Annotated in this window: 7 protein-coding genes; 2 read left to right on the top strand and 5 right to left on the bottom strand. The window is 34.5% G+C overall.

Going from position 1 to position 17,672, the window contains the following annotated elements; genetic code table 11:
* Window positions 1–90 precede the first annotated feature (90 nt).
* Complete coding sequence (locus OCV48_RS07670; protein WP_147591575.1) at window positions 91–11,445, bottom strand: cadherin-like beta sandwich domain-containing protein; 11,355 nt, start codon at window positions 11,443–11,445, stop codon at window positions 91–93.
* Between the two features lie 202 nt (window positions 11,446–11,647).
* Between OCV48_RS07670 and OCV48_RS07665 the strand changes: the two genes are divergently transcribed.
* Together OCV48_RS07665 and OCV48_RS07660 are read left to right on the top strand one after the other, a co-directional pair.
* Window positions 11,648–12,475 (top strand): LytTR family DNA-binding domain-containing protein, encoded by an 828-nt coding sequence (locus tag OCV48_RS07665; protein WP_021982380.1) that lies wholly within the window; start codon window positions 11,648–11,650, stop codon window positions 12,473–12,475.
* 14 nt (window positions 12,476–12,489) lie between these two features.
* On the top strand, window positions 12,490–13,044 hold the full coding sequence (locus tag OCV48_RS07660; protein WP_147591574.1) for a GNAT family N-acetyltransferase: 555 nt from the start codon (window positions 12,490–12,492) through the stop codon (window positions 13,042–13,044).
* A 327-nt stretch (window positions 13,045–13,371) separates the two neighbouring features.
* Here OCV48_RS07660 and OCV48_RS07655 read toward each other — a convergent pair whose 3' ends face one another.
* The 4 genes from OCV48_RS07655 to OCV48_RS07640 form a co-directional block, all read right to left on the bottom strand.
* Window positions 13,372–14,493, bottom strand: a complete 1,122-nt coding sequence (locus tag OCV48_RS07655) for an HD-GYP domain-containing protein (RefSeq protein ID WP_147591573.1) — start codon at window positions 14,491–14,493, stop codon at window positions 13,372–13,374.
* Between the two features lie 98 nt (window positions 14,494–14,591).
* Complete coding sequence (locus OCV48_RS07650) at window positions 14,592–15,821, bottom strand: DUF6128 domain-containing protein (protein ID WP_147591572.1); 1,230 nt, start codon at window positions 15,819–15,821, stop codon at window positions 14,592–14,594.
* A gap of 177 nt (window positions 15,822–15,998) precedes the next feature.
* Complete coding sequence (rsmA, locus tag OCV48_RS07645; protein WP_021982384.1) at window positions 15,999–16,862, bottom strand: 16S rRNA (adenine(1518)-N(6)/adenine(1519)-N(6))-dimethyltransferase RsmA; 864 nt, start codon at window positions 16,860–16,862, stop codon at window positions 15,999–16,001.
* 41 nt (window positions 16,863–16,903) lie between these two features.
* Window positions 16,904–17,671, bottom strand: coding sequence for a TatD family hydrolase (locus OCV48_RS07640; RefSeq protein WP_021982385.1), 768 nt, complete (start codon window positions 17,669–17,671; stop codon window positions 16,904–16,906).
* Window position 17,672 lies beyond the last annotated feature (1 nt).

Here is a 17,672-nt window from a genome sequence, read left to right as displayed (position 1 = left end):
AATAATATGCAATTTATAGGGATTAATACATTAACAGCCATATATCCATGAAAGATATATGGCTATTAATTTAATAATTACAATAAATAATTATGAATTTTTCTTGTTACGTTTTGCAGCACTTACTGTTACCACAATTGCACTTGCTAATATAATTAATAACATCATATCAATTGGTGTGTAATCCGCTGTCTTAGCTGATTTATCATTATGTTTAGTAGTAACTGTAGGTTTCTCTGTTTCTTTTTCCGTAACTTTTTCTGTTGACTTCTCTGTAACCTCTTCTGTTGGTTTTTCAGTTTCCTTTTCTGTTGGTTTCTCTGTAACCTCTTCCGTTGGTTTTTCCAGTTTATCTATATCTTCTGTCACCATAACATTTCCACATACTGTACACTCTTTATGACGTTTGCCAGTTTCATACACAGTAGCTTCTTTGTCAATAATCCAGTCACTTATAGTATGCTCTTTGTCGACAGTTACATTGATAACAGTTGTATTTCCTGCTTTATCTGCAAGAGTAATCTTGTGATTTCCTGCTTCTAATGTATACACACCGTCAATGGCAGTTAATAACGTTTCTGATATTATCTTTCCATCTTCATCTGTCACCACATCTGATACAGCATCTAAATATTCATCACTTACAGTAAATACTGCTTTTTCACAATATGTCTTGCCATCTTCTATACCTGTTATCTCAGGTTTAATATCTTTAATTAACATTCCATCTGTTGAAATATATGTAACATTTCCTGCATGGTCTGTAAACTTAGCATAAATAACATATTTATTAAATGAACTAATATCAAATCCACCTGTGTAGTCTGTAAATTCTATATTATCCAATTCTGATAAAGTTAATGCCTTATCTTCGTTAGATATATAATACTGAATTTTAACCTGTTTATCATCTGTGTAACCCTCATGACTATAACTGTCATCTGTAGCTGTTATGGTTACTGTCTGTGACTCTTTATAGAATGTTTTAAATGTTATTCCATTTAGAAGACTATCCCATTTATTGTCTGCGACTTTAATCTCACCTGTTGGTGCTGTTATGTCACTAATTAAGTCACCATATTCACTTCCACAACCCGAACATATTGCCCGCTTGAAGTATGTAGCTCCTGTACCATTACAATTCTCTGTTTCAAAGCCACTACAATCAGCAGTACAATATCTGGTATGTGTATCATCGTCATTATGTATCCAGTTTCCATATGTATGTTCTGCATTTACTGTTACATTAACGATTGTGCTGTTTCCGGCTTTATCTGTTGCTACTATCTTATGATGTCCAGGTGTTAACGTATATTCTTTCACATCATCAGCATAGAAATGACCTGTCATTACTTCTTCTGATATTACCTGTCCATTTTCGTCTGTCAACGTATCTGTCACAGTATCTAAATATTCATCACTTACAGTAAATATTGCTTTTATACAGTATGTCTTGCCTTCTTCTAAACCAGTTATCTCAGGTTTGGTATCTTTAATTACCATTCCATCCGTTGAAATATAATTTATATTTCCGGCTTTATCTGTCAATTTAGCATAGATGATATATTTACCATTTGGTTTAATATTAAATTCTTTGTAAGTCTTCCATGCACTATCGTCTAATTCTTCAACATATTGTAAATCTAATGCTTTATTAGAAACGTAATATTTAGTTGAATCCATTCCGCTGCCTTTGTCCTGTGAAGTTATGGTAACTGTCTGCTCTTTCTTGAAGAATATTCCTAATGTAACTGTATTTACGAATTTCTTCCATCTGTTAGTTGATACCTTTATTTCACCCTTAGGTGCTGTCGTATCCTCTACACCCTCAACGGTAATGTCTATATCATTTTGTATGTTATTAATTGTATATGTCTTTTTATTTGTTGATGTATCAACATTTAACGAAGTAACAGCCTCTCCATTTACTTTTATAGCAAAGTCCGGTGTCTCAGTATATCCCATACCTGTTGCATATGTAAGAGTGACACTTCCATTATAGCTTACCTCTTTATCGCTGACAGATATATTATATCCAGTCTGTTCACCAGGTATTGTTATGTTTAATTTACGTCCTGCCTTAATTGTAACTTCCGCTGCAGGTGGTGTGTCATAATTCTTCTTCTCAATATAACGGATTTCATATGTTCCTGCTGCAAATTTCATATTTGCATCTGTAACCGCCTTGAACGGATTAGTTACTTCAGATGCATCCTCAGAATCAGGTTTCACACGCCATTCCATTTCAGTAGTAATACCTGTTATACTTCCATCTGCCTTATCACATATAGTTTCGTCAACAGCAGTAAGTTCCGGTAATGTACGTGCTGCATTTCTTATCATAAACATAGCAGTATTCTGAGCCTTTGTATGAGTATCATCAGCTTCCACAGTCACTCTGACTACATATTCGCCTGCATCTGCTGGTGCCGTCTTAGTGTAGCTGTCATCTGATTCACCCTGTTTCTTATACTCTATAGTAACTCTGTCACCATCTGTATTATTCTTCGTTGTAAATGTCGTCTCAACAGGATTGCCATCATATGTCTTAGACATATCGTCTATCGACACATAACCATCTGTTCCATTTATAATTGTAAGAATATAATTAACTGTTGCACTTCCATCTGCCGAAGTAACTGTAATCTTAATCTTTTCAGTACTTCCCGGAGTCATATCTACTGTTTCAGCAAGTATATTATTTGCTTTATCATCTGTCTTACCTGCTAAAGTAACTTTTGCTGATGCACTCTTTGCCTGAGCTGCTATAGATATGTTAGACACATCTTTCGCATCAACTATATAGTAGTAATCTCCGTCTTCATTCTTAACAAACTTATCAAGTGTAATACCTGCAATTCCACTTACATTTAATTCTGCAAGTTCTGCATTACTGTCCTCATCATCTGCATTAATAACATCTGAATATGTAACAATTACATCACTTCCTGCCTTATCGAATGTAAATATCTTATTTTCTAATATTTCCTCACCATCTAATGTGATAAGTCCATTATTTTTATTTTTCTTATTATAAGTCTGTTTAACCTCTATTACATTACCATCAGCATCAAGTAATGTTACCATAAGATTTCCCGTTGTAGTCTTAGTAAGACGATTATTCTGTACATTTACTGAAACTGTTGTCTTATCATCATCAACACGGAAATCACTTGTGATACTTACGTCCTTACCTGTACGTGTCTTTAAGTTCTCACAAGTTACATATGAATAGTTATCTGAACTTACAGGTTCTGTTCTGGCAGATAGTTCGCCTTTATCGTCAGTTTCCATAATCTCAGCCTTTATATACACATTAATGCCGTTATCACTTATCTCCTGTTTTGAACCATTTGCTTCTGATATATAAGAGGCTACATCGAATACAGCCTGTCCGCTATATCCGCCCTCGTCTATCATCTTTAATTCATCATCTGAAGAAATGATAATAGGACTTATATATTTCTCAGGTATCTCTTCTTCATAAGTTGCATCATTATAGAAACTTATCTTAACCTTTCGGTTACCATTTCTTAGTGAAGCATCTAATGTATTTGCTAACTTAACCTGAATGGTACGCTTTCCTGATTCCTCTTTGACAATCTCTGCCTTAGTAATCTTCAAATCAGGTATATCCATATATATGACATCGCTATAAGCTTTGCTGTCTCCATTACTGAATACAGCTTCTACCTTATAATTAACATCTTCCACTTTATCCTCCGGAACCTGATAGTCTGCTGTAAATGTATAACTTTCTCCAGGCAATAAGTTAATATCAGTATAAGTCGTATCTGTATCACCAACCTGTATCTTTACTTCATTAACTGCATCTGTTCCGTTATTCTTCACACTGAACTGTACCTGTGTAGTTGCACCAAGTTTAACAGTATCATAATCGGCAAGTGCATTTTCTACTGAAATCTCATTCTCATATGTCTTTGATGTAAGATATATAGAAGTAATGCTGCTTGGAACTTCATAACTTACAGTTTCTCCACTTACTAATTCTCCTGTTTCAGTCTTAGTTTTACTTGAATCATAAGTTGTTCCAAGAATAACTGCATTAACATTTCCTGAACCACCCACATAAGTATCGAAATTATCTGCAAGTGTTCCGTCTGACATTTCTGCTATATCAAGACTTCCTGTATAACGTACAATCTCTTTATTCTCACCATATGTATAGAACTTAACAGCTTTTAATACGTCCTTTTCAGTATAGAGTTCAGTATCATCATCTGTCTTAACTTCATCAGCTCGTTCTACCCATATAATTGATAAATCATCGATGCTTTCAGCACCCTTTGTAAATCTGAAATCAGAAGTAATAGATACTTCGCCGGAACCAGCTACCGAACTTATGGAATCAGGCATACGTGTTCCTGTTATTCCATTTTCATCGAAATCCATAAATCTGATGTCTGCTACAGTTTCACTTGTATCCTCCGTATCATTACCAGCTTCACTTGTACTCATCTTATCTGCTGCATCTTTAGCAACACTCTGTTCAGTATACCAGCCTAATACAAAATGCTCTTTATTATCTGCCGGGAATGTAACCTTTGTAAGATTAGGATTCTCATCTAAATATGAATCTGTTGTAGCTCTTACATTACGTTTTACATTGAAGTTTGTATTATCTATTACTGCATAATAAATCTCTCTGTCAGTAATAGTATCATCAGAACCATCTTCATCTAATGTATATGCAACTGCAGCAGTTCCATCTGAAAGCATAGATGCAACTAATGCTTTTACTGAACCTGAGGTACCATTATAGAGAGTATCTTCTTTACTCCATGTGCTTCCGTCATATACTCTGTATAATATTGTATCTTTTGTAAATTCCGTAATATTCTCTTCACTAGATGCCGGTGTTACCGCACGCCATGCAATGACTGCTCTTGCTTCACTGCCTGTCTTACCATTAGTTGCTACTACAGGTGATAAATCAGGTGTGTTATTATCACTTAACTTAGTAGTCTGCCATGTGTTACCATCATATATAGAAGCGTATATTTCAGTACCATTCATCATTACCATCTGGTCACTGTATGTTAATACAGAACCCTCGTCTTTCTTAATTTCTTTATCGCTTCTAGTCCATGCTGCTACAGCAAAGTCACCATTACCTGCGAGCGCTGCCTGGTTGTCACCATAACCATTATCATCTATTGCTGCATGAGTATCACTATCTGTACCCATCTTATATGTATTACCATGTTTAACTGCATATGCAACTCTTGTATCATCAGTATCCATACTTCCCATATCTGACAGATATATCATTACTTTTCCATCATCAGTAACTAAAGGATCGGAATATGGATAAGCATTATTCTGTAACTTGTACCTTGAACCTGCTGCACCTGCCAAAGCTCTGTACTTACTTGTAAACACAGGTCTTACACTATCATTCCAATAATTCTTATTCTCTTTTAAATAATCTCTGTCTTCATATGTAGCCGCGAGATTAAGTGCATAATATCCCTGCCCTCCGACATTAACCGGAGATATACTGTTAGTTCCAAGCAACTCACTTATTGCAGCATTCTTAGCCTGCTGATTCTTAGACCAGTTGTCCTGAATCTCTTTCCATTCACCAGTCTTCTTATCCATAAGATTAAATGATTTTGAGAACAGAGTTTTACTATATTTAATGAATAATATTTTGATAACCAATTTAAGGCCTATTTCTCCATCTATCTTAAATCGCTGTCCATTCATCTTGCCATGGTTATCTTTATTCGTATAACCATCTGCCGTATTCACAACATAACCGTCATCAGAATACATATATGGTCTATTCAGCCAGTCAAACCTCATATCCAGACTAATCTGTCCATAGATTCCAAGCTTAAATGCAACTACCGAATAATCGATACCTACTCCCGCAAAGAATTTAAGATACAAATATATTCTTAATTCTGTAAGATAATCATTTGCTATGCCATTCTTTGCATTAAAATTACTTATATAATCAGAGTAATCATCGTATTTATTGTAAGATACTGCAAGAGCATCAAAACTAATCTCTACCTGCGACCCAATAGTAAGACTTGCCGTAAATGGCACAAAGCCTACCATTGTATTCCAATTCCAGGTATAACCAAAGCCACCACCGGCATCAAAGCCACCACTTAGGATCTGAATCTTCCACATATCAGAATCAACATCAAAGTAAATTAGTGATTCAAGATAACCGTTAAATTCAAAACTCTTATCACCATTACCGACTTTACCTGCCATACCTTTTTTGAAAGTATCCTTTGCTTCATTTACATATTTCTCAAATCTCTTCTGGCTGGTAATAGCTAACATCTCACTTAAGCCCGGTTTGTATTTAAAGTCCTTATCATCACCGCCATTAATAGGGCTCTCCATATTTCCAACGTTACATTCTATAAGTCCTAAGAACTTAGATGGATCAGAAGTAGGCGCTATCTGTAAGTTGAACAGATTACCATTTGCACCTGTATATTTCTCACCCGATATAAGATTTAATGCTACAGTAACAAATTTGTCGCCTGTTTGTACCTTATCTGAAGCCGATGTTCCGGTTGAATCACCCATTGTCTTTAACTGTTCGACAAGATTCTTAGACTCTTCAACTCTGCCCATGCCAAGCATATTATATAACTTGAAAGATAATTCTTCTCTTCGAGTTAATGTTCCATCTTTACTATCTTTATAATAATTTAATACAAGTCCTGTTTTCTTACCTTTTGGTAAAAATCCTTCTAAAGTATCAGCATTCAAACTAACCTTATATTCAGTTCTATATATATTACTGAACTCATATATACCCGAACTGATTTCGCTCTGCTTGTCATAATCAGAAATCTTATATCCATCATCAGTAACTAACTGTAAATCAGGAATACATTTCTTCATTTCTTCTGTATCTTCACCCCACCAATATACTTCTGTAGTTAATATTGCTTCAGGTGTACTGTCTGATGGTCCGATATTTCCTGTATATCCAACCACATCTGTTACTGATTCTTCTGAATAGCTTATGGTCTGATTAGCTATATAGTTATTATGCTCTCCGCTTACGTTCTTACGGAAATTAATAACCGCTTCACCACTGTTTATATACTTGCCCTCATTCTGAGTAGCATCTATCTTAACTAATATAGGATATCTCTTATTATCCTTAGTGCTTATCTGGAAAATATAGCTTATATTATCACTTGATTCAGGAAGATTATTTTCAAATCCCCACTGTGTAATATCCATATTAACTGATAATTTACCATTTTTACCTAATGTGACAATATTGTCTTCTGCACCAGATTGTTTAACTATATTACTGCCATCAAATTCAAACTTAGCTGCTGAATTATATTCTCCATTTATATATACACCGCCACGTACTATAACGTCTCCGGTATATGGGTTTCCATCCGAATCCTTTACATATACATATGCATTTGCCATCTTCCTGAGCTGAAGATTATTCTGTGGATATCTGCTTAACTTAGTCCAGTCACTTTCACCGGTAGCAATTTCTTTATTATATATAGTTCCAATATATGTAATGCCATCTTTTACCGTTGTAAAATATACATCTGATGCTATTCCACTTTTCTCAAAGATAGCTGCAGCTCCTGTACTATCCGAAGTAGCTGTCTTCTGTTCTCCATTATTATTTACATATGTAATAGTTGTCTCTGCCTGTGGATATGTCTGGAATAAATATAACTTATCCCTTAAAGTCTCTATATTGACCTTAAGAGTATCTGACATACCTGTAAGTTTATGTACTGCCGTAACGCTTGTTATACCATATGATAATCCTGACAGACCTAATTCTGTAGTAGGTCTGTATGATACATAAGAGAATTTATCTATATTTTCATAGAGAGTTGACTGCTGATAATTTAGTGAAGCAACATTCTTATCAGATAATGACCATTCTATCTGGTCTGCAACTTCTGTCCATGCATATTCACCATAGTTTACCGAGATAATATTCTTAAGATATATGTCTCTCTTTAATGCAAGAATCTCGTCCTGAGACATCTTAGATATCTCATCTATGTTAGACATAGTAATCTCATCTGCACTCTTGCCGTCTACCATAATCTTTAAGGCATCTGCATCATATACATAGAGAATAAACGAGTCATAACTCCAGGTACTGTCTGTATTATTCTTAGCCTGAATAGTTACAGTATATGCTGTACGATAACTTGCCGGATCACTACTGTCTGCCACTACGTCATCTATATTCAGTTTATATGTACCCTCTGCTTCACCTGTCCAGTAAAGCATATCAAATGCATTACTAAAATTATCTTCAGCATTTTCTAAAGAAGAATAGTTAACTATATCCTCTGTACCTTTAGTAATTCTGAAGTTAAATATGGCATCACTTATATCCGTAGACAGAATTTTCTTTAAATTTTTAACAGACCAGTTAATATCCACGCTCTTCGTAGCATCTGTTATATAATAACTGTCAAGTTTACCTAATGATACCTCTGCCGGTAATGAGGTTACAGTAACATCAACACTATCCAAATATGTAACTCCACTGCTAAGGTTCTTAGTAGAAACCGTCACTTTATATTCATTACTTCCTTTGCCGTCATAATAGTATTCGAATACACTGCCCGGAATAGTTACACTTCCTGCCGGATTATCGGCAGTTCCTGTTACAACTGTCGAATAAGCAACCGGTTTAGTATCATCTTTACCATCTCTGATTTCAACATTAAATTCTGTGTTCTCGCTGCCATTCTTCTCACAAAGATTGCTTGTCCAGAATATAGTTAAATCGTGTTTATCTTCAACAGTATATGAATCTCTTGCAATCTTAATAAACGGATTAAAACCGGGCTTAAATTCTAACACTGCCGTATCTCTGCCGGTATCGACCGGTGTATCATCATCTCCTGCTACATATATATCGTATTTAGTACCTACCCATGGCTGATATTTTCCCGCATTCCTTGGAATTATACATATCTCTACCCTGCCTGCCTTAAGCGGTACTATTTCAGCACTTCCATCCGGCTTTACATCAATATTCACTATTCCATCTGTAGTTGCCTGCCATGCAAAATCTTTCGTCTCATCTGCAAATGTTCCATCCGCACTGGCTGTTGTCACACTTGTAGTATCTCCACATGTATATTCTTTACCACTATTTAATGTAAAGTCTGCTGTAATTGTAGGCATCTCATCCTGAATATATATAACCGGTTCATTTCCATTCTCAAAAATATGATTATTATTACCATCTTTTATATGAAGCCTTGCATTAACATCACCCGGATAAATATATACAAATGCTTCCTGATTAACTATGCTATATTTATCTATTACAAGCTCTCCATTTACATATAATTCAATTAAATGTTCCTTAATTGTATCTTCATAATTCTTACCCACATCGACACTTGCAGTAACTGTCTGTCCTACATATGTCTCGCCCGCTAACTTAAGTGGAAGTAATGTCTTACCTCCATCTATAGATACAGCAAGGGTATCCGTATTAATCTGAAAGCCATCATCAGTTGCTTCCATATGTCCTGCAAGCCACTGTGTTCTCTCTTCGTCATTTAATATATTAACACTTATATTTATCTCTGTTTTTTTAAATTTCGCTGATATTCCTGTAATAGAATGTGAACCAACAACACCTGCCAACTCCACTCCATCAACTTTCTGTCCTGTACTGTTATCTCCACCAGGATTATAATCCACAAGTTTCAAATCACTTGTATCCGTTGCTGATATTGAAGAAATAACAAGTTCCGAATTATCTGCTTCTTTAACGGTATACGGAAATGTAAGAACATTACTATATCCACTTCCTTCTGCTGCTTTATATTCTGCTGCCTCGCCATTGAACTTCACAACTGCAGTCGATGCATCAACCGGCTCTGTGAATGTAACCTTAACAGGTACAACCTGTCCCGGATAATAATTTTCACCGGCTGCTTCAATAGACTTCACACCCGGAGCCTTCTCATCACTTAATTTTAAACCCACTCCAGGTATTCCACCAATTTCTTCCGAACTAGTGCCGTGTCTGTTTATATTTCCACTAAATCCAAATTTAAGATATCTATTACTACCATCAACATAAAATTGATCATATGATATTTTACATTTTGTAATTAACGCATTCTCTTCGCCCCACATGTTCATATGATATTCTTCCGGGATAGCTGTTGAAAGTACTCTATCCCATATTAATATAATATTACCATTTTTATCCAACACCTGAGCAAAATACCTAATACTTCCTTTCGAAGTATCAATATTCGAACCATAATGTAACTTAATTGTATCTATATTATTTAAAGAATCATACTGAACCACTGATATAGTATCTGCTATACCATATTTGAATGAATTTTCTCCTACTGCAAAAGTCGATAAGTAAATTGCTTCTTCATTTTGAAGTCTCCAACCATCTTCAACATAGTAACAATTATCCTCTACCCCCCACTGCACCTTATAGTTATCTTCCGAAAAGTTTCTATTTCCCTCACTCTTTACCATCATATAATCTTTACTATTGGTTCCGTCTGTGAATAATGCATTCTTAATATTACCAAGCTTTAAATAATACACAAGCTTAGCTGTTGTCTGTGCATAATCATCTGTAAGTGCCTCCAATGTTACAGTAATCTTTGTCGATGCATTACCATTATCATCAGCAGTAAGTGTTAATGTTGTCTCTCCTGATATTTCTGTACCATCAGCAGCCTTTACAGAGGCTATCTTCTGGCTGGCAGCCACCACTTCTGCATCAAAAGTTACAACCTGTCCTGCACCTGCACCTGTTAAATTAAACACAAATTCTTTTTCTAAGTCATTTAATATCTTAGCCTCCACACTTACTCTGGCAGAATGTGAAATTCCTGCTTTATTAACTACCATGGTATTATTATCCGCTACCATAGTAATTCCACTATTTTCAATCTGTGCCATCAGGCTCTTAAGGTTAGCCTGCTGTTCACCTGTCCACTGATGTTCGGTGAAATATGTTTCCTTGAGATATGTGATATATTCCTCTATCTCAATCATTGTCTTAACATCGCCTAATGTAATAGCCTGACCGTCTACTAACAACTGGTGTGACAGATCACAATTCTCATCTTCTAAGAGTGCCTTGATTTCATCTAAAGTAACCTTTTTACCATCAAGCCATATGTCCCAGTTCTTAATCTCCGAACCATCGCTGTCTAGCAATCCATAGTTTTGCAAAATCTCATAATATTTCTGCAAATCTTCATCACTGACATCTTCTCCTAATACGTCTTTTAACAACGCAATGCCCTCTAATTCGGATAATATTTCTTTGTTCTTCTCTGAACCATTATCCAACAAGATGTCCGCATACACATTGTTTCCGATTGATGTGAATACCATTAGTATCGCCAACAATCCTGCTAACAACTGTTTGTAAATCTTCTTCATAGCCTTCCTCCTTGTATCTCGTTTATTTTCTTTAATTCACAAAATGTTCACATTTATTATATTATACTATATTTTGTAAACATTGACAACGCAGTCATTAAATATGGGCTTTTTTATGGCAAAAATGGTCAATCTTATTTGATTCTGTTATATTGTTGTGCTATTATAAATGTAAATAATTACGTGATACACAGGTGATTTTATGAATACAAATGAAATAATTGAAAAATCTGTCTATATAATAACTGAATACTACAAAAATAATACCCAACCCTTTTTCGACAATATTGATGATGACATTCTATGGATAGGTCCTGCCGAGAATCAAATACTCAGAGGCAAGGCTAATATTTTATCTGCATGGTCAAATGAATCACATAGTCTGACATTTACAATGAGTGACATCACTACAATTCCTATAAGATGTAGTGCAACCGTTTTTGAAATCGTGCTTATTTATCATATATATACACATTATCCAAATGGCAAGTCTACAGTTCATAAGCAATGTCTGCACTATACGTGGGCTGAAAAATGTAAGATTAATAAGGATAATACATATATCCGCGAACCTAAACTTACTATGATTCACATTTCAAATGCATTTCCATATGATGATAGAGATAGTATATATCCAAATCATTATATAGATTTGGATTCAGCCGCATTTTTCAGAACTAAAGAGGAAAATAATTTAACATTTTCAGGACAACAACATACTGTTTATTTTATTGGCAAGGATAAAATTATATATATAGAAAGTATTAATCGTGCACGTCATAGTATTATTCACCTAACCGGTGACACTGATTTTACCAATGCGCTGGTAGAATCTACTGATTCTCTTAATACAATAGAAGATAAGTATAAAGATTACTTCTTTAGAATTCATACAGGTTATATGATTAATCCTCTGTACCTGTCCAAAATTGAAAGATGTAAAGTTATATTGACTGATGGTACTGAATTACCGATTCCCAAACGTAAATATACAGAAATTAAAAGGTCACTTCTGTCAATATCCTCTTAGAAACGGAGACTAATATGAATATCACATATGAATCTGAACGCTTAATACTAAAAGTTCTTGATAAAAACTCTGCCCCTATGGTCTTAGATTTTCTATCTAAAAATAGTGATTACTTTGAACCATACGAGGCAGAAAAACCACCTAATTACTATACCCTGAAATATCAAAGTGTTTCTCTGCGCCTTGAATACAATGCTTTCATTAAAAACTCTTATGCCAGATTTTATGTATTTACCAAGGATGAACCTGATAGGATTATAGGAACTGTTTCCTTTGGAAATATGCATAAATTTCCATTTTTTTCTACAAGTATAGGTTATAAGTTCAGTAAAACTGTATGGGGAAACGGATATGCTGCCGAGTCAATAATCTGCGCTTCCTCAGCTATTTTTAAAGATGGAGGATTTCATAGAATTGAAGCATATGTCATGCCTGACAATCTTTCTTCCGTAAAGGTCTTAGAAAATGTAGGATTTGAATATGAAGGAATTGCTAAAAGTTCAATACGCGTTTGTGGCGAATATAAAGACCATGCACAATATGCACTGATTAATCCGTATAAAGAATAAAGAATGTCGCCTGCGACATTCTCCACCTGCGGCGGGTTGCTATAGCAACATTTTCTGCTCCGCCGCAGTGTGATCCTCGCGGAGCGTTATTTACTTACCAGGACAATTTCAACGAAATTTCCTGGTAAGTAAAATAAGAGTTCTAGGGCAAAACATTTGACGACCGGGATTAGTCAGCAATATATTTTGTCTTATAACTCTTTTTTCTCCATAGTTCAATAAGCCACTATATTAATATTGATATACAAATCTCCGACAAATGGGTATTTATACATTGCCCATCCGTCGGAGACTTTCAGATTATCTTATTCCACTATTTCGTAATATCTATTCATTATTGTTTTCTGCCTGCTTTTCTGAATATTCTTTAATATATTTATCTATTGTGGCTTTATCTATCGGAACACGATTGTCCATAGATTTCAACACATCAAAGATTCTTACTCTCATAAATGTAAAGTCGTCGCCTAAATCATAGACTTCGTTATTATTAAAGCCAAGCACTACCGGTCTTAAAATATTATCTTCATTCTCCTTAATAACAAGACCTTTTTCTTTATTTGACAATTCAACACATACACCCGGTACAAGTATATTAATGCTCTTAAGCAATGCACCAACATGTTTCTCATCAAACATTTTCTTATTATTAATTAATTCTCTGACTGCCATAATGTCTGAACTTGGTTCTGCGTTAATGTTCATACTTGTCATTTCATCAAATGCATCAGCCACTCTTAACATTTTGGTACCCTCTAATAATTTGGCATCAGTGCTATTTGTTCCTTTTATTTCTTTCAGATTCTGTGAAACAATAATTCTTGTAAGTGACGGAATCTCATAATCTTTTTGTATCAATTCATTTCCATCTATCTCACATTTGTTTATTGTATACATATCTTCTTCATTAAGGTTGCTGCCTTTTTTCAAAATATTTACAGGCACCATAGCTCTTCCTAATTGATGAATAAGTGCTGCTGTTACAATATTAATCTGCTCCATATATGACATATTAAGCTGAGATGACATTAATGCACAGAGTATGGCAACACTTATGGAATGTTTATATACATAATCCTCTGGGCTTCTAAGTGTCTTATTGAAATTGATTTTATGACCTACTTTTCCAAACTGTCTTATAATGGAATCTGCTAATTTCTGAATGTCTTTCTCATTCTTCTGTTCCACTATCATATCTAACTGTTTCTTCAATGAGAACTGTGCTACTGTCTGGAATTTCTCGAATTCTCTGTCTTCCTCAGACATTTCCTGTGCAGGTTCTGTAGGCTCTAATATGTACACGCCTAATAATCCGAAATTCTTTATACTGTTAACCCCCTGCTTATCTAACTTAGTATTAATGTCATATAATAGCACTCCATCTCTGTTATATACCGGTCTTGCCAGTCTCATTCCTTTTCTAAGTTTATCCATAACTATAAACTTCATACTCTTATCCCATATATTGTCAAAAGACAATATAGCCACTGACACAATAGAGAATGTCTTAGGCGTCCTTTCCTCTTTATTCTTTTTACTGTAACAATTTATAAATACATACACCAGTATCCAAATTTCATAGCTTTATTTCCATATCGGTTCGTTGCATTATTACATTCGAATTCCGTAAAACCAAACATTCTTGCTATTACCTGTTCCTTTTGATGAAACATTCCCGGAACTCCAACAAGATATTTCTTCCCTGAATCCATCTTTTTTTCACATAGCAATAAATATTTATAATTATAAAAACCATGAAGCAAAAAGCTATTATTACATAAATGCCAATATTTCTTCGGAAGATATGATATATCATGTGGCGTAATCTTTATACATTCGCCATTTATCTCATTAACTCTTATCTTAGGATAACAATTACATAACATTCTAAAATAGTCGCCTGCAACCGAATCAGCATTCCCTGTATCATCTATTTCGTCATTTTTCTGCTCTTCCTTTAGCATATCTGCTAATTTATTATTACATTTTTTTCTATCATCTGCAAAATCTGTTTCAGGTTCTATCTCTGTTCCCGGCTCTTCATTAGTTTCTATTTCACTTTTTGTGTCATTTTCTATCTCAGGCTCCGGCTCTGCATTAGTTTCCATTTCACTTTTTATTTCACTTTTTATTTCCCCTTTAACTTCAGGTTCTATCTCTGTTCCCGAATTACTATTTAACACAGATACTAACTGTGACTCTGCATCAGTTTCTACAGCTGCATTTCGATATAAATTTATGTTATTCTCCAACGCCTCGCCTTTAATATCATATGTATCACTATCTAATGGTCCCTCTGCAATTTTCAATTCTGCCTCTGTACTATTCTGTATATTAATATCGTCATTGCTCTTTTCCTTGAATTTATTCACTTCTATCGGAATATCGTCCCACTCTGATGCATATACAATGTTTAAATTATGTACTCCCTTTAAAAATGCTCTCGTACAGATGAAAATACCTGTAATTCTGTCTATTGCTATTCCTACATTTCCAATATTATCAGAATTCATTCGCATTTTTATCATACTGCATCCATTAACAATCCTGATTCGTTCTAAGAACACTTTCTTAACTTCACCATTATCTCTATAAAAGAAAAATACCTCTAACATATTGTCTTCTGCTTCATTCATAAGTTCATCGGCAATTCTTAGAGATATATTGACTTTACATATTCCATTTCTGGATTCAATTTTCGCAAACCCCGCATTTTTACTTTTTGTTCCTCTTTCATATGAATATATATATGAAATCAGCCTTTTATAATCTCCCATTTTTCCTCCATTCTAAAGCTTTTACCCTTATGTACACGCCTAAATTTGTGTACTGTGTATTCCTTTTCTTTTATTTGCTTTCTTACTTAATGTATGCTGAGCAAATAAGAAATATGACAATTATTTATTGGCAGGAACTTTTTAATACATCATGCTTATATATAATTGCCACTCATACTACATTTCATTTAGAATATCAGATAATTCACCAAATTGTTCTAGTGTTAATGCTTCACCTCTTATATTCTCATTAAGTCCCATTTTAGCAAGTGCTTCGACAACCTGCTCTTTTGTATAATTAAGTTCCCCCGAATTCTTAATTCCATTTACCAATGTTTTTCTTCTTTGATTAAATGATGCCCTTATAAGTCGGAATAACAAGTTTTCGTTCTCTACTTTAACTGCCATTTCGTCATACAATTTAAGCCTTATGACTGCTGAACTTACATTAGGTCTTGGCATAAAACAGTTAGGCGGTACATTTGCAACTATCTCAGGCTTTGAATAATACTGGACTGCTAACGACAACGCACCATAATCCTTGCTTCCGGGACCTGATTTCATTCTATCTGCGACCTCTTTTTGAACCATTACTGTTATACTGTCCACATTCACTTTTTTCTCAAAAAGTCCCATTATTATCGGAGTTGTAATGTAATACGGAAGATTTGCAACGACTTTTATAGGCTTTCCTGCATTGTGTTCTTCTACCAGTTTATTAATATCCACTTTTAAAATATCATCATTAATAACTGTTACATTATTATATTCACTTAATGTATCCTCTAAGATAGGAATAAGCGAATTATCTATTTCAACAGCTACGACTTCCCTTGCATTTTCACATAAATACTGTGTCATTGTACCAATTCCCGGACCAATCTCTAACACCATATCATCTTTCGTAATCTCAGCCTGTGCTATGATTCTCTCAAGAACTCTTGTATCAATCAAAAAGTTTTGTCCAAATTTCTTCTGAAATGTAAAATTGTACTTCTGCAATATTTCAATCGTATTCTTAGGTATGCCTAATGTAGCCATATAGCCCTCCGTTTCAATGCAATTTATCTATTCTACTTTAATTAATTCAATTTATATAAATCAATTGCATTTTTATATGTCTGCTCTATTATTTCTTCTTCTGAAATACCTCTTAATTCAGATATTTTCTTTACGACATAATGTAAATTAATTGAATCGTTTCTCTTACCTCGATTTGGTTCAGGTGATAAATATGGACAATCCGTTTCTAACACTATATTCTCTAGTGCTATATTTTCTGCTACCTCAATGAGTTTTTTCGCATTCTTAAATGTTACTACACCGCCAATACCGATATAATATCCCATTTTTATATATTCTTTCGCCATTTCAAGGCTATAAGAATAGCAATGAATTACGCCGCCTGATAATTTACCCTGATATTCTTTCAGTATCGACATTGTATCACTTGCTGCATCACGACTATGAATTATAACCGGAAGTCCTGTTTCTGCCGCAACATCCAGCTGCTTTCTAAACCACTTCTTTTGAATATCTTTGTCTGGTTCTAAAAAATGATAATCTAATCCTATTTCACCTATGGCAACTACTTTTTTATCCTCGGATAATTTTCTTAGTGTGTACATATCATTTTCTGTGAGTTCACCCGTTTCATTTGGGTGAACTCCTACAGAAGTATACATAAAATCATATTTCTTCGATAACTCTACAGATGCTTTTGTCGAGTCCATAGATGCACCCACGTTTACGATATTGCATATGCCATTCTCATTCATACTTGTGAGCAATTCATCTCTATCAGTATCAAATGCTTCATCATCATAATGTGCATGTGTATCAAATATCATT

Origin of the sequence: Bovifimicola ammoniilytica, from assembly GCF_025567085.1 — a bacterium.
Lineage (GTDB): Bacteria > Bacillota > Clostridia > Lachnospirales > Lachnospiraceae > Bovifimicola > Bovifimicola ammoniilytica.
The sequence above is the reverse complement of the archived record's forward strand: the minus strand, read 5'-3'. Positions and strand labels throughout refer to the sequence as shown.